Raw genomic sequence first — 17,337 nt, 5'->3', positions numbered from 1 at the left:
AAAAAAGCTTTATTAAAAGTTATATTATGTGCAGTTTAGTTTAGGGATCACCCTTTTTAAGGAGACTCTATGAAGAGAGTAGTTACTGGGTTGGCTTTGGCCTTGGCAGTACAGGCCTTTGCTGACCATCCACAAACGATTAACAAGACCGGTTTTGTCGGTGTAAATAAAACTCAATCTGCTCAATCTCTCGGGCATGCCAAGCTGTCTTTCTATGCCTTGATGGATGCGACTACGGACGTGGAGAATATTGCTCCGACGGGCGTCTCGGAATATTACATTGGCCAAGAACCCACTCTTTCGTATAACACGCTTATGCGTCAGGGTATGGTCGAAGATTACATTGCCTTGGGAGCCCAAATCGGCTTCGGCATCGGTCTTTGGAATATCGTTGACTTGGGCGTGGGTATCCCCGTTTATTACGATAAGTTCACTGTGAATAATACGGGATGCACTCCTGGCTTCTACGGGGTTGATGCCGCTTCTGGAATGAGCTATGGCTGCCAGACGGGACAGATTCCCAGTACCGATATCGGCTATATTGGCAATATCAAGGGAAACGTCAAGTTGAGGATTCCTCTTCCGGACGAACAGCCCATCGACATCGCCATTTTCGGCGAGGGTGATTTCGGCACGTCGAACCCGGCCAAGGATGGTCTCTGGATTCGTGAGGCTGAATTCATCCACAAGACGGGTGGAACTGCCGAAGCTTACGGAACCCGCGCAACCGTTATCAAGGGCGGCTTGGCATTGACGCTCGACTTTGACAAGATCGACGCGATTCCGCTTCTCATCCACGGAAACGGTGGTTATGTCTATTCCATGAACGAAGACTACCTCTCGTATCCGTATGCGACGGGCGCCTTGGAAATTTACTTTGCGTCCTTCCTCTCGATCTTTGGCGAATACTACATGATTTTGCCTTTCATGCAGGACGCGTTCAAGGATGGCGTCAAGCTCGATGTCAAGGACATTACGGGCGCAATCGTGTTCCACTTGCCAATCGGCCTCGATATCCATCTGGGCGGATCTTATTCTCTGGGCAAGGGCTATGCGGACGACTCCACGAAGTACACTACTGTCCGCGCGATGGAAAACGATGTCCGTATCCTCGAATACAAGACGACGATCAATCCGAAGTATAAAGTCTACGGCGGCATTACCTGGAGCGGCTTCCTCGTTCCGCAGGACCGCGACGGCGATGGCGTGAAGGACAACGAAGACAAGTGCCCGGATGACTTTGGTCATCGTCTGAATCAGGGTTGCCCGTTGGGCAATCCGGATGCCGACGAGGATGGCGTTTGCGATTCCTGGGTGGCCGAGAAGGGCTTTGAAGCTGAATTCCAGGATGTGTGTGAAGGTATCGACGCCTGCCCGAACGAACAGGGTGAAGGCGAAGATGGTTGCCCGCTCGATGAACCGGATCCGGATAAGGACGGCGTTTGCGATGCTTGGGTCTCCAAGAAGAAGATGCTGAAGAAGTTCAAGGATGTGTGCGAAGGCATCGATAGCTGCCCGGCCGAAAAGGGTACTGTCGCCAACAAGGGCTGCCCCGAAGATAATCCGGACCCGGATTCCGATGGCATGTGCTCTCCGTGGGTGACCGACAAGAGCAAACTCGCTGAATTCGCGGGCGTCTGCAAGGGATACGATATGTGTCCGGGTGAAGCCGGTCCTAAGGCGAACAAGGGTTGCCCGTGGGATGATCCGGATAGCGACGGTGACGGCCTCTGCGACGAGTGGGTGACCCAGAAGAAGATGGGCTTCTACTTCGAGAAGGCTGCCGAAGACGACAAGATCAAGAACGAATGGTTCATCGAGAAGACCTGTAAGGGTATCGACAAGTGCCCGACCGAATTCGGTCCGGCCAACAACGAAGGTTGCCCGCTTGGCGAACCCGATACCGACAAGGACGGCATCTGTGACGAATGGGTGACGCAGAAGAACATGCTCGACCAGTACGACGGCATCTGCTCCGGTATAGACAAGTGCCCGACCGAACCTGGTGAAGCATGGGCCAACGGCTGCCCGATGGACAACCCGGATATTGACGGCGACAGCCTCTGTGCCGGCTGGGTTGCCGAGAAGAACATGCAGACGCAGTTCAAGGACATCTGTCACGGCATTGACAACTGCCCGACCGAAAACGGACCGGAATGGAACAAGGGTTGCCCGGCTGAAAATCCGGACTCCGACGGTGACGGCCTCTGCGATTCCTGGGTCTCCAAGCAGAAGATGCAGGATCAGTTCAAGGATGTCTGTAAGGGTATTGACCGCTGCCCGGATGAAGCTGGTCCGGAATGGGCTAAGGGTTGTCCGTCTGATGACAATCCGGATACCGACGGAGATGGCATCTGTGACGCCTGGGTGACCAAGAAGAAATTGCAGGATCAGTTCAAGGATATCTGTAAGGGCATTGACAAGTGCGAAGAGGAACCGGGACCGGAATGGAGCAAGGGCTGCCCTGCCGACAATCCGGACTCCGACGGCGACGGTCTCTGCGATGCTTGGGTTTCCAAGAAGAAGATGCAGGATCAGTTCAAGGATGTCTGTAAGGGTATCGACAAGTGCCCGGATGAAGCTGGTCCGGAATGGAACAAGGGTTGTGCCATGGAAGACGATCCGGATGCCGATAAGGATGGCGTCTGCTCTGAATGGGTGTCTACCAAGAAGCTCCTTAAGCAGTTCGAAGGCGTCTGTACTGGTCTCGACCGTTGCCCGGATGTTGCGGGTGATGACGGCCACGGCTGCCCGAAGAAGGCTGTCGAGAAACTCACCGGCGTGACCTTCAAGCCCGGCAAGGCAACGCTCGAATCCAACGCCAGGAACATCCTCAAGGCTGTTGCGAAGAAGCTGAACGAAGACGATAGCTACAAGGAACTGAAGATTGTTATCCAGGGCCACACCGATAACAAGGGTAAGGACAAGACGAACCAGAAGCTCTCTGAAAAGCGTGCTAAGGAAGTCATGAAGACCCTCATCAAGTTCGGCGTGAAGAAGAACCGCATCAAGGCCGTGGGTCTCGGTGCAAGTTGCCCGGTGGATGACAACGAAACAGCCGAGGGCCGTGAGATGAACCGCCGTATCGAAATGCACTTCGCTACGCCGGAAAACGACGGCACCAAGTGCGAATCCGAATTCGCTCAGTAAGATTGAACGGCAAATAGATTTAAATCCCTGGCCCCTGCGGGTCGGGGATTTTTATATTTGAGGCATGACAAGACTTGACGAAATTCTGCAGTCCCTCGGGGCGTCGAACCACGACCTGGTGGAAAAGCTTCCGGCCAACCTGAACCACAAGATGGTGCAGAAGGCGCGTTTGGGTAAGAAACCCGTGCCGAAACACACTCAGGATTTGATATTGCAGGCGCTGAACATGCTGATGCGTGAAAAGGCTGTCGCCGAGGACAAGGCGGTTTGCCAATATAAACGTGTGGAAATATTCCCGGCGGAGCCGGAAACGTGAGTTTTCTGATTCCACTTTTTTTATAATTTGGTTATATGCGACAGTACCTAGACCTACTTCAAGATATTATCGATAACGGCGTGGACCGTTCCGACCGTACCGGCACCGGCACCCGTAGCGTTTTTGGTCGCCAGACCCGCTTCGACCTTTCGAAGGGATTCCCGTGCCTCACGACAAAAAAGTTGCATTTGCGCTCGATTATTCATGAGCTGCTGTGGTTCTTGAAGGGCGACACGAACATCAAGTACCTGCACGACAACAAGGTGACCATCTGGGACGAGTGGGCCGACGAGAACGGTGACCTGGGTCCGGTTTACGGCCACCAGTGGCGCAGCTGGCCGACCCCCGATGGCGGCCACATCGACCAGATTCAGAACTTGATCAACAGCCTCAAGAACAATCCCGATTCACGCCGCCACCTGGTGTGCGCCTGGAACGTGGCCGAGGTCGACAAGATGGCGCTTCCGCCGTGTCATTGCCTGTTCCAGTTCTACGTGGGCGGAGTGGGTGCATCTGGCAAGCGCAAGCTCAGTTGCCAGCTTTACCAGCGCAGCGCCGACATGTTCCTCGGGGTGCCGTTCAACATTGCTTCGTACTCGCTTTTGACGTTGATGCTTGCGCAGGTGTGCGATTATGAGCCGGGTGAGTTCGTCCATACCTTCGGTGACCTTCACCTGTACAGCAACCACTTTGACCAGGCCCGCGAGCAGTTGTCGCGCGAGCCGCGCAAGCTTCCGACCATGAAGGTGAATCCCGACGTGAAGGATCTCTTCGAATTCAAGTTCGAGGACTTTGAACTCGTCGATTATGACCCGTGGCCAACCATCAAGGCTCCCATCGCGGTATAGGCTGGGTGATTCGGTATGCTTGTTTCTGCTATCGTTGCTGTTTCTAGGAATAATGTCATCGGTCGCGATGGACACCTCCCGTGGCACCTGTCTGCCGACCTCAAGCGTTTCAAGGCAATTACAACTGGTCATTCGATTATCCTCGGCCGCAAGAACTACGACGACATCGGACGTCCGCTCCCGAACCGCACGAACTACGTGCTTTCGCGGAATACGGCGTTCGAGGCTCCGGGGTGCACGGTGTGCCGGAGCCTCGGGGAGGCCTTGGAAAAGGCCTCTGCCGCCGGAGAAACGGAATGTTTCATCATCGGCGGCGCCGCCGTATACCGCGAGGCGATGCCGCTTGTGAAAAAGTTGTACCTGACGCGTGTGCTTTCCGATGTCGAAGGCGACGTGTACTTCCCGGATTGGGGTGATGGATGGCACAAGGTGAGCGAAGAGGCTTTTGCTGCCGACGAAAAGAATGATTTTGAAACTTTGTTCGAGGTCTGGGAACGATAAGATGCAGAAGGGAATGGACGTCTCCAGAGTAATCAAGAAGATTTTGGCGAGGCTCCTGACGCTAGCCCTGTTGCTGTTCTTTATTGCTGTGCTCTTGATTGTCCGCGATAACGGTATTTCGCCTTCTATCACGCATCTCAAGTGTGCTGGGAGCATTTTGTACAAAGGGGAAACGTTCGAAGTCCCTTCAATTTCGAACTATGTGCTTCCTGAAAATATGGCGAAGGGTGATACAGTCACTTTAAAGTTCGCGCTCCCTTCGGAATTGAAACCGAAAACGGTTCTTCGGTTCAAGACTTACCATATGATGGTCGAGGTTGTCGAGGACGGACGTGTCGTCTATTCATACGGCAAGGAAAAACAGATGAAGGGACGCATGGTGGGAAGCGGATTCCATTATGTTGTCTTGAACCAACAGGCTTCGAAACATCCCCTGGAAATCCGTTTTGTCCATGCTATCGAAGGAAATCTTTCCGCATTTTCCGAATTTGATTTGCTCCCGGCCCAATATGCCAATAGCGATTATTCGTCGCGCCATGTAGTTGCACTTGCGGTTGGCGTATTCCTTCTGCTGTTTGGCTTTTTGTCCGTGCTGATAGGGATCGGAATCAGCTTCCATGGAATCCGGGGGTTCCGTGTCACCATGATTGGATTCCTTTCGTGTTCGCTTGGAATATGGACATTGTGTTATCAGAAACTGCTCCAGATTGTCTCGTACAACTTTGCTTTCAATACGACTCTGGAATACTTCAGCCTCTATTTTGCGCCGATTCCGTTTTTCTTGTTGCTGCTTGACATGCGGAAAGGTAAAATCGCCAGTTGGAAATGGTGGGGAACTTTTGCATTTGTGGCCGTTGAAGTTGCGTTCCTCCTGGTAACGACGTTTCTCCATGCGCTTAATGTGGTATGGTATCCCTTCTCGCTACCGTTCTTCCATGTGTTTGTTGCGATCGCCTTCTCGTATCTCCTGTTTTTTGGTGTGCTCTACAACCGCAAAATCGATTTGTCGGGTAAGTTCCTTACCATGGGCGTTGTGGTGTTCGGTTGTGTCGCGCTCCTCGACTTGATGCGCTACCATTTCTGCAAGTATTTCTTGATAGATAACCCGATTCTTGATATGACGTGGATTCCCTTTGGGACCCTGCTGTTTGTCCTTTGCCTTGTGCTGAGTTACATCATTTATCTCTTCCAGTTGCTAGAGTCCAAGGCCGAAAAGGATGTGCTTTCGACGATGGCGTATGTGGATTCCTTGACGGGACTTTTCAACCGTGCCAAGTGCCAGCAGATTTTTGGATTCCTGGACAAGTCTCCTGCCGACTATGCAATCGTGAGCATTGACATGAACGGCCTCAAGCTCGTGAACGACAAGTACGGCCACATGGCGGGCGATACCTTGATCAAGGCGTTCGCGAACGTGTTCAAGCAGTCGCTCGCCGGCATAGGGACTGCAATTCGCATGGGTGGCGACGAGTTCCTTGCGATTGTCCGTAGCGAACATATTGCGGAAGTAGAATCGTCGCTCGCAAAGCTTTTGCAGTTGCAGAAAGATTGCAAGGAAGAACTGCCTATTTCGCTGGAAGCCGCCTATGGAGTGGCCTACCGTAGGGAATGTGGTGAGAACGCTACGGCGGAAATGGTTTACCAGGAAGCCGACAAACGCATGTACGACATGAAGTCGCACATGAAGTCTAATCTGGTCCGCAAGTAAATAGTTCGATTGCTTAGTTTGTCTGCGACATTTCGCGGGCAAGCTCGATTAGAGTCTGCACGCCGAAACCGGTGGCGCCGTATTCGGTGTACTTCCACTTCTTGGTCGAAAATGCGGTGCCTGCGATGTCCCAGTGCGCCCAGGCGGTATTCTCGGGGACGAATTCTTGCAGGAAAAGTGCTGCGGAGATGGCTCCCGCGTCGCTTCCCGTATTCTTGAGGTCGGCGAACTTGTCCTTGAGCGCATCGGCGTATTCTTCTTCGAGCGGCATGCTCCAGAATTTTTCGCAGCAGGCTTCGCCGCAGTTGATGACCTTGAGGGCGAGATCGTCGTCGTTGCTGAAGAATCCGGCGACGGCATAACCAAGTGCGCGGACCATGGCTCCGGTAAGTGTGGCGAGGTCCACGATGTGCGTCGCTCCGATTTCGCCCGCTTCGGCAAGTCCGTCGCTGAGTACGAGCCTGCCTTCGGCGTCCGTATTGTCGACCATGACGGTCTTGCCGTTCTTGGCCTTGAAAATGTCGCCCGGGAGGACAGACTTGTTGCCGATGGCGTTTTCGGCGAGGCAGCAGACGGCGCTTACGTGAATCGGAAGCTTGAGCGTAGCGATGGCCTGGATGGCGGCGAGCGCGGTAGCGGCGCCACTCATGTCACTGATCATTTCGGGCATGGATTTGGGCGGCTTGAGGCAGAGTCCGCCGGTATCGAAGGTGAGGCCCTTGCCGACAATCACGAGGTGGTCCTTGGACGTGCGCTTGGCGGGCTTGTAATCGAGCGTAATCATGTACGGCTCGTGCGAGCTGCCCTTTCCGACAGTCACGTGGCCCATGAAGCCTTCCTTTTCGAGCTGCTTCATGTCGCGCACCTTCACGGTAAGGCCCGGAGTGTATTTCGCGATGGTCTTTGCGTTTTGAACAAACTCGGCGGGGTAGAGGTCGGCGGCGCAGGTGTTGATGAGGTTCTTCGCGAGCACGACCGCCTTGTTTTCGATGGCGACTTCTTCGGCAATTTTCTTGAAGGCGCCCGCGCGGTCACCCGCGACAATCTCGTAGATCACCTGGAAGTTGGGCTTCTGCTTGCTCTTGTAGGCGTCGAACTTGTATTCGGCGTAGTGGAGTCCGTGGAGGATGGCCTTGAACTGTTCGTCGGCGGCATCGGCAAGGAAAAGGCTGACGCAGGCAATCTGTTTTTTCATAGCGCGGCCGGCAAGGCGGTAGGCGGCCATGCGCAGGTGATCGAGGGCGGAAAGGCCGCGCTCTTTTGCGGCATCTACGAAAAATGTGGGCTTGGCGTCGATTTCGAGGTATTCCAGGTCTTCGAACGGACCATCCTTCATGCCGTTGAGGACGGTTTCGGCTTGGGCGTTGCCGGTTTCGGTCAGCACGCTGGAAAACTGGATGGACTGCTTGACAAAAAACAGCGCATAGGCCTTGCTTTCGGAGGCCTTGGCGGATTCGGTGGTGACAATGTTCAATTTCATGTCCATAAAGATAGCAATGTGCTGTTCTGCGAAATGAAAAAAATGCTATAATGTTGAATGTTAGAACTAGTTGAACTTAAAAATGGAGTGCAAGATGAACCTCAAATTTTGCGTTACCGCTATCTTTGCGCTTTCTGCAGCCGTATTTGCTGCAGATGCGGCAGTTCCTGCTGAAGTGGCTCCTGCTGCGGAAGAGGCTGTTGCTGAAAATCCGGCTCCGGCAGCACCCGAACCGGGCGCTGCCGAAGTTACCGCTCCTGGAACGGCCGAATCTGTCGAATCAGCTCCGCAGCCGGCAGAACCGGTTGTTGAGCCAGCCGCCGAACCTGTTACAGATGCGGTTGCGGAACCGGCGCCCACCGAGGCCGAGCCTGTGATGGATGGGGAAGTCCCTGCACCAAGGGCAGTGCGTGGCGTCCCGGCAGATGCTCCTGCGGGTTATCCCTATGCAGAAGAAGCGAAGCCCGCGCCCGAGGCTCCGGCATTCCGTCGTCCTGATCCTGTCCCGATGACGTTCTCTGCCGGTGTCCAGGCCTTTATCGGGATGAGTAACCTGTATGACAATAATTGGGACCTTAACGAGTCCTATGACGGTGTCGAATGGAAGGCGGGTGCCTTTGTCCTGATTCCGCTGAACGAATATACCATGGGATTCAGGATCGGCGCTTTCTACAGTCGCAGCGAGACGAGCGCCTCGTATGCCTATACGAGCGACCTTTCCAAGGAAGCCCATGTGAAGTTTAAACAGGACAAGGTCGATGTTCCGCTCCTGTTTGTCTTGAAGCCGACATATTCCCGCTTTACTATCGACATGGGTGCGCAGGTATCTATCCCGGTGCGCGATGAGTTCAAGTATTCCTATGAGAAGTCGAACGGGGACCAGGTAAATCGCAAAGCCGACATGATTGATTTGGATTACCGTGCATCTATGGATTTTGCTCTTGTCTTTGGCTTTAGCATCCGCGCGAACAAGTACTTGTCCTTCGATCTACGGACGGATTGCGGATTCTCGAACAATTACGAGGGTGTACCCGGCTGGCGCATCAACGATTTGACTCGCACCTCCCTGATGCTTGGCCTTTCCATTTACGCTTTTTAAGCAGGTCTAATTCTTGTTTATGATTCTTCCGATTTTCGCTGTAGTCCTGGGATTGGGTGTCCTGGTATGGAGTGCGGACAAGTTTGTTGATGGTGCGGTAGGTGTCGCCAAGTTTTGCGGCATGTCTACGCTCCTTATCGGTATGGTTATTGTCGGGTTCGGCACCTCCGCTCCGGAGATGGTTGTCTCGGCGATTTCTGCCATGCAGGATGCTCCTGAACTTGCCCTTGGTAACGCTTACGGGAGCAACATCGCAAACATTGCCCTCATTCTCGGCGTGACAGCGATTATTTCGCCGGTTATCGTGGTGCGGAAGGCTCTCGTGCGAGACCTGCCCGTGTTGATTGCCGTTACGGCTGTTGCCATATTCCAGGCGTTGGACGGCTCCATCAGCAGGCTCGACGGCATTGTCGTGCTGCTCGTTTTTGCGGGCGTGTTGACCTTCAATATCGTGAGCGAGCTTCGCCAGAAAAAGGGTGCCGCTGCGGAAGAACCGGCTGCGGCGGAATTGGGCGAGAGCGAAAAGCTTTCTCTCGGAAAGTCTATCCTGTGGCTTGTGCTCGGGCTTGCGCTGTTGGTGGCGAGTTCTCGCGCGCTCGTGTGGGGTGCAGTTGAAATTGCTCGTGCGCTCGGCGTGAGCGACTTGCTGATTGGTCTTACGATTGTCGCCGTGGGTACCTCGCTCCCGGAACTTGCGAGTTCCATTGCGGCAGCCCGCAAGGGCGAGAACGACCTCGCCATTGGCAATATTATCGGGTCAAACCTGTTCAATACGCTCCTGGTGGTTGGCATCGCTGCGACGATTGCCCCGATGCATTCCTTCAGCGCTTCTATCCTGAGCCGTGACCTGCCGGTCATGGCCGTGCTGACTGTTCTCCTGCTGCTGTTCGGGCTTCCTGTGCGCAAGAGCAGGGTCGGTGCGGATGGCAAGCGCATTGGCCGCATCAACCGCCTCGAAGGTACCGTGTTTCTCGTTGCCTACGTGGGCTATATCGGCGTGCTTATTGCGCAGGCGACCGGAGTCTTGAAGTAGCGTGCTTTTCCATTCCTGGTATTTCATTCTGTTTGCGGTCGCTGTCGTAGGGCTATACTACGCGGTTCCCGTGGGCAGGGAGAATGCCTGGGGCGGCAAGTTCCGTCGCATACTGATTCTTGTTGCGAGCCTCTACTTTTATGCGGTGTGGCGACCCGAGTACCTTGCGCTTATCCTTGCGACAATCGGCGTGGATTACACGATGGCGCGCTTTATCGAAAGGTTTGGCCGGAGTGCGGATGGCCGTTTTGAAGGTTTGCCCGGCGCGGATGCTAAGGCGAATATTAAACGGCGCATCGCGCTTGCAGTTTCGCTGAGCTTTGACCTCGGGCTTCTGTTTGCGTTCAAGTACCTGGGATTCTTCGAGGAAACGTGGAATGCGGTTGTTGCCCCGTGGATGGGGAAACCTTTGGACTTGCCCAAGTTGCTGCTCCCAATGGGGATATCGTTCTACACGTTCCAGAGCCTGAGCTACGTGATTGACGTTTATCGCGGGAAGATTCCCGCATGCAAAAGCATTGCGAACTACGCGCTGTACGTGACGTTCTTCCCGCAGCTGGTGGCTGGCCCTATCGAGCGCGCTCCGCACTTGATGCCGCAACTTGCGCTCGAGCACCGCTTCGATTTGGGCGACTTGCAGGCGGGCATGTTCCGCATATTGCAGGGGTTCTTCAAGAAGGCAGTGCTGGCAGACCACCTGGGCGTATTCGTGGATGGCGTGTTCAATGGTGTTGCTGCGGGCCACGTGTCGGAACTGTCTCCTGTAGAACTGATTCTTGCGGGCATTTTCTTTACCTTCCAGATTTATTTCGACTTCTCGGGTTATTCGGATATCGCTATCGGTATCGCGCGGATTTTTGGCGTGCGCTTGATGGAAAACTTCAATGCGCCGCTGCTTGCGACAAGCATCTACGACTTCTGGAAACGCTGGCACATTTCGCTCACGAGCTGGTTCCGCGAATACGTGTACTTTAGCCTCGGCGGTTCGCACAAGGGACGCCCGCGCGCTATCGTGAACGTGCTTGTCGTATTTTTCTTGAGCGGACTCTGGCACGGTGCTGCGTGGACTTTCGTGGCGTGGGGCGTGTGTCACGGTGTCGCGTATGTGCTGGAACGTCCGTGGCGCAAGCTCCCGGTAAAGCACCCGTGGCTCGGTCGTATCAAGACTTTTGCGCTTGTCGTGCTGTTCTTCACGCTGTTCCGCGCACCGGATTTTGGCACGTGGCTCAACTACATTGCCGGCATATTTAATTTCGGGCCGTTCGAAAGCCTGACGCAGGCGTACATTGTTCCTCACGATGATGCTTTCCTGAAAGGTCCTTTTATGTTGTGCGGTGGAAATTGTGCGCATTCGCTTTTCTGTGTCGATAACGATGCTGTGCATATTCCTGCAGCCCTTGCTGTGCTTGCGGGCCTTTTGATATGGGGTATCCGCTCGCTTGTGACTCGCGGTGGAACTCGCGGCTGCGTCGTGGGCGATGAGCCCGGTGTATGGCGCTGGACATGGTGCCTTGTCTATCTGTTGGCAATCATTTTCCTCGGCCGCTTTAGCGGGCAGGGATTCATTTACTTCCAGTTCTAGGAGCGACGATGGATACAAAGACTAAAATCGCTCTCTGGTGTGTTCGCGGGTTCGGGCTTGTTTCAATCGCGATGCTCGTGCTGTTCTTTAGCGGGGCGTTCCCGCAGTGGTTTACCGGCAGGGGAGACCTCTTCAGGCTCACTTCCGTAAAGAAGTTCAAGGAAGATGTCGACAAGCCGTACCATCCCGATGAAAGCGTGCATATTGCACCACTTGATTCGGGAATCGTGTGGTGGCTGGGGGATAGCTTCAGCCGTGTGCAGTTCGGCCACAAGCCGTTGCCCGAAGAAGTTTCGGATAAGCTTTCTGCGGCGGGAATCGGGAAGGTTTCTGCGGTGGATTACATTGACCTGCAGGGCTCCCCGAAATCGCTCTTTGCGCTTGCCGCTGCCCGCGCGAAGGAAGGGAAGCCCGTTCCGAAAGTCATCGTGGTGGAATGTGTCGAACGCAACGTGTATGTGAACTTCGGTGCGAATGCGGTATTCGATTATGGCGACGTGGCGCCCTGGAACGAGGGCAAGGGCCTAGGCTCGAAAGTCAAGCGCATCCGGCGTCGCGCCTTCCTCGAGGCTCCGGGAACGGTCGATTTTAAACTGCGTCGCTTCCCGCCGACGGCCGCCGTGCGTGAATTGACGGATACATGGCGCTATTCGTTCTACAAGGATACGCATCCGGGGGCGGACGAGGGCTGGATTGGGGTTGGCACTTATCACGAGACGAAACCGTTCCTTGCTTTTGCGGAAGATACCGCCGGTGTGCTCCTTGACAACAAGAATCTCGATGAATACGAGGCTGTAGCGGAACACCTGAAGGGGCTGGATTCCTTGGCGAAATCCTTCGGTGCGCGCCTCCTGTTTGTGATGGCTCCGAACCGGAACCTCTTTTGGCGCGATGATGTGAATGACTGGTTCTTGACTATGGGATTGCCGACGGTGTCACCTGATGCAAAGCACTACTTTGACTTTTACGATATGCTTGATTCTGCTGGCATCGAGAACGTTGACCTGACGGTTCCGTTCTTCAAGGCGCGTAAGGCCGGTAAGGATATTTTCTGGAAGACTGATTCCCACTGGAACGGAAACGCGCACGAAATTGCGAGCGATTCGATTGCCGCAAAACTTTCAATAATGCTGTTCCCGAATAAGAGGCTGGTGACGCCTCATGTCGTTAGTTATTAGACTGGCGGGAAGAACAGGTACGCGATTGCAATTGCCGAGATGATGCCTACCGCATCGGAAATGAGTGCACAGGTGAGGGCGTGGCGCGTCTTCTTGATGCCCACGGAACCGAAATAAACCGCGATGATGTAGAACGTGGTGTCGGTTGCGCCTTGGAACATGCTGCTGAGGCGCCCTGCAAAGCTGTCCGCACCGAAAGTCTTCATGGCGTCAATCATCATGCCGCGCGCACCGCCTCCGCTCAGGGGCTTCATGAATGCGGTGGGGAGAGCGGGAACTACGTCGTTGCCGATTCCGAAGCAGGCGAGAACCCACGAGATTCCGTTCATGACCAGGTCCATTGCCCCGCTAGAACGGAATACGGCAACTCCCACGAGAATGGCGACCAGGTAGGGAATGACCATGACTGCCGTGTGGAATCCTTCCTTTGCGCCTTCGATAAACGCCTCGTAGGCCTGAACCTTCTTGTAGACGGCGAGGGCCATGAACGCAACAATCAGGCCGAGCAATACGATGCCGCTGATGAATAGGCTCGTGGTTCCGATGGCTTCGGCAGTGAGGTGGCTGAAGTAGACCATGATGGCGATGACGCAGGCAGAAAGCCCGCCGAGCCAGGCAACCGTTACCGGGTCCTTGAGTTTTACTTTCTGGAAAAAGCTGATGGCGATGATGCCCGCGATGGTGCTGAAGAACGTAGAGAGGAGAATAGGGAGGAATACGTCGCTCGGGTTTGCCGCTCCCATCTGGGCGCGATACGTCATGATGCTCACCGGGATGAGCGTAAGGCCGCTCGCGTTCAAGACGAGGAACATAATCTGCGAATTGCTCGCGACAGTCTTGTCTTCGTTGGGGTTGAGTTCCTGCAGTTGCTTCATCGCCTGCAGGCCCATCGGGGTGGCCGCGTTATCGAGCCCGAGCATGTTCGCGCTTATGTTCATGAGCATCGTGCCCACGACCGGGTGGTCTTTCGGAACTTCGGGGAAGAGCCTGCTGAACAGCGGGGAGACGATTTTTGCGAGAATCTGTACGGCTCCCGCCTTTTCGCCAATCTTCATGATGCCGAGCCAGAGGCTGAGTATGCCAGTGAGGCCGAGGGCGATTTCGAACGCGGTTTTCGACATGTCGAACGCGCCCATGATAGTCTTGTTGAAGATTTGGGTGTCGCCGAAGGCGATCCACTGCACCATGCACGCGATAAATGCGCCAAAGAAGAAGATGAGCCAGATGATGTTTAAGACCATGGCTTAAATGTTAGTAAAAAAAGTAGGATGGGAGTGTGAGATGTGAAGTGTGTAATGTGTAATTGAAAACCATTTCACATTACACATCACACATTACACATTTTAATTCGCTGCCGTCGTCGAGCCTGTGGATGCTGAATTTGGCGGGGGAGGCTGCGGTCGCGCTTTCGTAGAGGGCGAAGGTCGGCGGGTTTCCGCCCTTGGGGAGGCTCGTGGAACCCGGATTCACGAGCAGGACTCCCTTGAAGTTCTTTTCGCATTTCCAGATGTGCGTGTGCCCGTAGACGTACGCATCGACGCTTCTGCCGTTCAGTTCCAGGTCGTTCGGGGCGAGCGTGTGGAGCGCATCTGCGGGGAAGCATTCCGGCATAAAGATGTGCCCGTGGCTCAGAAACAGCGTCGTTTCTGCGGGCGTAGCGCCTGCGCGGTCATCTTTCACGACAGCAAATTCATCCTCGATGGGCATGTCGAGCATCATCAGGTCGACATCTGCATCGCAGTTCCCGCGGACCGCGACGATGCGCTCCTTGTAGGGAGCAAGCGCATCGACGACTCCCATGGGGCCGTGACCCGCCGGGAGCGGGTTGCGCGGTCCGTGATAGAGCGTGTCGCCCAGCAAAAAAATTTTGTCGCAGTTGAATTTCTCGAAAAAAGCAAGCGCCTGCCTTGCGGCGATGGCGGAACCGTGAATATCGGAGAGGATAAGTGCGCGCATCTTGTTTCCTGAGCTATCTTATTTCCTTGCCCCGCGTGGGTCGGCAATATCGTGCCTAAAACGCATGGGCTTTAGGTTGTCTATAACGCTTTGCAGTTCCTTCGGGAGCGGGCAATCGAATACCTTGCGTTCGCCCTGCCATACGAATTCGAGCCTGCAACTGTGCAGGAATAGCCTGTGGAGCCCGAGCGTCTTTTTCACTTCGCGGTTGAGTGCGAAATCGCCGTAGCGGGTATCGCCCAGGAGCGGGTGTCCGATGCTTGCAAAGTGCGCGCGAATCTGGTGCATGCGCCCGGTCTCGAGCTTGATTTTCACGAGGTCGTAACCTTCGTAGTGCTGCTTTACGCGGTAGTGCGTTACGGCCTCTTTCGCGTCCTTGCCGCTCTCGCCGACCTTCATCTTGCTGCCCTTTGCGGCATCGGTGCGGGTAAGCGATTCCGAAATCGTGCCCTTTTCCTTTTTCAGGTTGCCCTTCACGAGCGCGAAGTAGAACTTTTCCACCTCGTGTTCGCGAATCATACGGGTAAAGTCGCGCAGCGTGTCGCCGTGGAGGGCCGCAATCAGCATGCCCGATGTCTCTTGGTCCAGACGGTGCGCGATGGTGGGCTTGAAGTCGAGGCCTTCGCGGCGGCCCCATTCCCACAGGTATTCCACGAGGCTTTCGCCCGGGCGCGTACCGGAACCCGGCTGGCTCGCAAGTCCCGAGGGCTTGTTCACGATGACGTAGTCTTCTGTCTGGATGACGATATCCAGGTCATTCGCGCCCCAGCCCGCCTGCTTTTCTGCAGGGGAGAGGACCTTGCCCCATGTGGACTTGTTCTTCGCGAAACCGGAACTTGGGGCTGGTACCGGCGACTGTTCCGTTTCGGTGGTTTGCGCTGCGGATTCATCCACGCTCTTGAAGTTCTCGTAGATGCAGACGGTATCGCCTTCGGCAAGCATCTGGTTCGCCTTGCCGACGACTCCGTTCACGCGCACCTTTTTTTTGCGGATGACGGCGAAGAAAACCGACAGGGATTCGTCGGGGAATGCCTTGCGTAAAAAACGGTCCAGTCGCATGTTGGCGAAGTTGCGGTCGATGATGCGCGTAATCATGTAATGAAAGATAGAAATAAATGCCAAACAAGTTTGTCGCTTCTCTCGCCTTGCAGAATTTTTATATTTGCGCCATGCTCAGATGGGAAACACTTTTATCCGCTACGCGTTATGGGCACCCGGCCAATCAGGACCCGAACCGCTCCGATTATCACAGGGATTACGACCGCATTGTCTTTTCGACGGCTTTCCGCAGGCTTGGCCGCAAGACGCAGGTTCACCCGTTCTCGGTGAACGACCACGTGCATAGCCGACTCACGCACAGTATCGAGGTTTCGAGCGTGGGGCGTAGCCTTGCGATTACGGTTTTCCACCTCATCAAGAAGTACTTGCCCAAGTATATCAACGAATACCAGTTCGGGACCATCGTGCAATCGGCCTGCTTGGCTCACGATATCGGTAACCCGCCGTTCGGGCATGCTGGTGAGGCTGCTATCCGCGAGTGGTTCCGCAAGAACCGCCAGAGTGCCCCGCTGAAGGATTTGAGCGACAAGGAAATGGCGGACTTCGAGAACTTCGACGGCAACGCGCAGGGGCACCGCATATTGAGCAAGCTGGAGTACCACTTTCTCGATGGCGGAATGCGCCTTACCTACGCTACCATCGGCGCCATGATAAAGTACCCGCAACTGGCCAAGTACGGTTGCCCCACCAGTTTGTTCTCGACGGAGGCGGACCTCTACGGGATTACCGCCGAAACGCTCGGGCTCCCGCAGATAGATAACGGCAAGTGGGTGCGCCACCCGCTCGTTTACCTGATGGAAGCCGCTGACGACATCTGCTATTCCATCCTCGATGTGGAAGATGCCATTGAACTTGGAATCCTTGCTTTTAGCGATGTGCGCGACATGTTCAGCTACCTCTGCGGCCCCGAAATAAATATCGACAAGGAATACGAGGAAAACGGACGCAACTTCCGCGACTTCCTCAGTAGCATCCGCGGGAAGGCCTTCCAGAACATTATAGACGACGTTGCCGTGACCTTCGTGAAGCACTATGAAGAAATCATGGAAGGCAAGCTCAACAGCCACCTGATCGATATCACGAAATCCGATGCCATGTGGGGAATCCGCATTGCGAAGCGCCTGGGCGTGGAACGTATCTATCCGGATCGCCGCAAGACGGAACTTGAAGTCGGCAGCTACACGACGCTTGCAACCGTTCTCGACGCCTTTATCAACGGCGTTTACGATTACAGGCAGAATGGCAGGAATTCTTATCGTGCCGACCGCATCGTGCGGCTTATCGGGCAGGCGAAAATCGGACAGAGCGTGACCGCCGCCGAGGCCTACCACCAGGTGCTCGATTTTGTGACGGGCATGACGGACAACTACGCCACATACTTGGCGCGCCAGATTGGCGGCCTTGCGATGGGCGTGTAGGCGGGGGTC

Annotated in this window: 14 protein-coding genes; 10 read left to right on the top strand and 4 right to left on the bottom strand. The window is 54.8% G+C overall.

Features of this window, described 5'->3' with window-relative positions:
• Nucleotides 1-69 precede the first annotated feature (69 nt).
• From B2952_RS01885 to B2952_RS01865, 5 genes are all read left to right on the top strand, one after another.
• Nucleotides 70-3,150 (top strand): OmpA family protein, encoded by a 3,081-nt coding sequence (locus tag B2952_RS01885; RefSeq protein WP_173381983.1) that lies wholly within the window; start codon nt 70-72, stop codon nt 3,148-3,150.
• 64 nt (nt 3,151-3,214) lie between these two features.
• On the top strand, nt 3,215-3,466 hold the full coding sequence (locus B2952_RS01880; RefSeq protein ID WP_173381982.1) for a hypothetical protein: 252 nt from the start codon (nt 3,215-3,217) through the stop codon (nt 3,464-3,466).
• 35 nt (nt 3,467-3,501) lie between these two features.
• A complete protein-coding gene (locus B2952_RS01875; protein ID WP_173381981.1) occupies nt 3,502-4,314 on the top strand; it encodes a thymidylate synthase in 813 nt (270 codons plus the stop codon).
• A gap of 15 nt (nt 4,315-4,329) precedes the next feature.
• Nucleotides 4,330-4,815 (top strand): dihydrofolate reductase, encoded by a 486-nt coding sequence (locus B2952_RS01870; RefSeq protein ID WP_173381980.1) that lies wholly within the window; start codon nt 4,330-4,332, stop codon nt 4,813-4,815.
• A 1-nt stretch (nt 4,816) separates the two neighbouring features.
• On the top strand, nt 4,817-6,523 hold the full coding sequence (locus B2952_RS01865) for a histidine kinase N-terminal 7TM domain-containing diguanylate cyclase (RefSeq protein ID WP_290729212.1): 1,707 nt from the start codon (nt 4,817-4,819) through the stop codon (nt 6,521-6,523).
• A 13-nt stretch (nt 6,524-6,536) separates the two neighbouring features.
• On the opposite strand, the gene B2952_RS01860 is transcribed toward B2952_RS01865, so the two are convergent.
• On the bottom strand, nt 6,537-8,003 hold the full coding sequence (locus B2952_RS01860; RefSeq protein WP_290729215.1) for a leucyl aminopeptidase family protein: 1,467 nt from the start codon (nt 8,001-8,003) through the stop codon (nt 6,537-6,539).
• Nucleotides 8,004-8,097: 94 nt separating this feature from the next.
• Between B2952_RS01860 and B2952_RS01855 the strand changes: the two genes are divergently transcribed.
• From B2952_RS01855 to B2952_RS01840, 4 genes are read left to right on the top strand one after another with little or no spacing between them, the layout of a single operon-like run.
• Nucleotides 8,098-9,102: a porin family protein gene (locus B2952_RS01855; RefSeq protein WP_290729219.1), complete on the top strand. Its 1,005-nt coding sequence runs from the start codon at nt 8,098-8,100 to the stop codon at nt 9,100-9,102.
• Nucleotides 9,103-9,121: 19 nt separating this feature from the next.
• The gene (locus B2952_RS01850) at nt 9,122-10,135 is read left to right on the top strand and encodes a calcium/sodium antiporter (RefSeq protein WP_290729222.1); all 1,014 of its coding nucleotides are present in this window, start codon (nt 9,122-9,124) and stop codon (nt 10,133-10,135) included.
• A gap of 1 nt (nt 10,136) precedes the next feature.
• Entirely contained in the window at nt 10,137-11,717 is a 1,581-nt protein-coding gene (locus B2952_RS01845) for an MBOAT family O-acyltransferase (RefSeq protein WP_290735546.1), read from the top strand.
• An 8-nt stretch (nt 11,718-11,725) separates the two neighbouring features.
• Nucleotides 11,726-12,895, top strand: coding sequence for an alginate O-acetyltransferase AlgX-related protein (locus tag B2952_RS01840; protein WP_290735549.1), 1,170 nt, complete (start codon nt 11,726-11,728; stop codon nt 12,893-12,895).
• Here the strand turns inward: B2952_RS01840 and B2952_RS01835 are convergent.
• From B2952_RS01835 to B2952_RS01825, 3 genes are all read right to left on the bottom strand, one after another.
• Nucleotides 12,892-14,136 (bottom strand): nucleoside recognition domain-containing protein, encoded by a 1,245-nt coding sequence (locus tag B2952_RS01835; protein WP_290735553.1) that lies wholly within the window; start codon nt 14,134-14,136, stop codon nt 12,892-12,894. The two genes, B2952_RS01840 and B2952_RS01835, sit on opposite strands and share 4 nt — an antisense overlap.
• 79 nt (nt 14,137-14,215) lie before the next feature.
• A complete protein-coding gene (yfcE, locus tag B2952_RS01830; RefSeq protein ID WP_290729235.1) occupies nt 14,216-14,851 on the bottom strand; it encodes a phosphodiesterase in 636 nt (211 codons plus the stop codon).
• 18 nt (nt 14,852-14,869) lie between these two features.
• Nucleotides 14,870-15,946, bottom strand: coding sequence for an RluA family pseudouridine synthase (locus B2952_RS01825; RefSeq protein ID WP_290735556.1), 1,077 nt, complete (start codon nt 15,944-15,946; stop codon nt 14,870-14,872).
• Nucleotides 15,947-16,020: 74 nt separating this feature from the next.
• Here B2952_RS01825 and B2952_RS01820 point away from each other — a divergent pair, with 74 nt between their 5' ends.
• Complete coding sequence (locus B2952_RS01820; protein ID WP_290735559.1) at nt 16,021-17,328, top strand: deoxyguanosinetriphosphate triphosphohydrolase; 1,308 nt, start codon at nt 16,021-16,023, stop codon at nt 17,326-17,328.
• The last annotated feature ends 9 nt before the right edge of the window (nt 17,329-17,337 follow it).

The organism is Fibrobacter sp. UBA7003 (assembly GCA_002449765.1).
Classification (GTDB): domain Bacteria; phylum Fibrobacterota; class Fibrobacteria; order Fibrobacterales; family Fibrobacteraceae; genus Fibrobacter.
The sequence above is the reverse complement of the archived record's forward strand: the minus strand, read 5'-3'. Positions and strand labels throughout refer to the sequence as shown.

Coding starts and splice junctions, on each gene's coding strand:
- B2952_RS01875 (WP_173381981.1), top strand. CDS start 3,502: ATGCGACAGTACCTAGACCTACTTCAAGATATTATCGATAACGGCGTG.
- B2952_RS01835 (WP_290735553.1), bottom strand. CDS start 14,136: ATGGTCTTAAACATCATCTGGCTCATCTTCTTCTTTGGCGCATTTATC.
- B2952_RS01855 (WP_290729219.1), top strand. CDS start 8,098: ATGAACCTCAAATTTTGCGTTACCGCTATCTTTGCGCTTTCTGCAGCC.
- B2952_RS01865 (WP_290729212.1), top strand. CDS start 4,817: ATGCAGAAGGGAATGGACGTCTCCAGAGTAATCAAGAAGATTTTGGCG.
- B2952_RS01820 (WP_290735559.1), top strand. CDS start 16,021: ATGCTCAGATGGGAAACACTTTTATCCGCTACGCGTTATGGGCACCCG.
- B2952_RS01885 (WP_173381983.1), top strand. CDS start 70: ATGAAGAGAGTAGTTACTGGGTTGGCTTTGGCCTTGGCAGTACAGGCC.
- B2952_RS01880 (WP_173381982.1), top strand. CDS start 3,215: ATGACAAGACTTGACGAAATTCTGCAGTCCCTCGGGGCGTCGAACCAC.
- B2952_RS01825 (WP_290735556.1), bottom strand. CDS start 15,946: ATGATTACGCGCATCATCGACCGCAACTTCGCCAACATGCGACTGGAC.
- B2952_RS01870 (WP_173381980.1), top strand. CDS start 4,330: ATGCTTGTTTCTGCTATCGTTGCTGTTTCTAGGAATAATGTCATCGGT.
- yfcE (WP_290729235.1), bottom strand. CDS start 14,851: ATGCGCGCACTTATCCTCTCCGATATTCACGGTTCCGCCATCGCCGCA.
- B2952_RS01840 (WP_290735549.1), top strand. CDS start 11,726: ATGGATACAAAGACTAAAATCGCTCTCTGGTGTGTTCGCGGGTTCGGG.
- B2952_RS01860 (WP_290729215.1), bottom strand. CDS start 8,003: ATGAAATTGAACATTGTCACCACCGAATCCGCCAAGGCCTCCGAAAGC.
- B2952_RS01850 (WP_290729222.1), top strand. CDS start 9,122: ATGATTCTTCCGATTTTCGCTGTAGTCCTGGGATTGGGTGTCCTGGTA.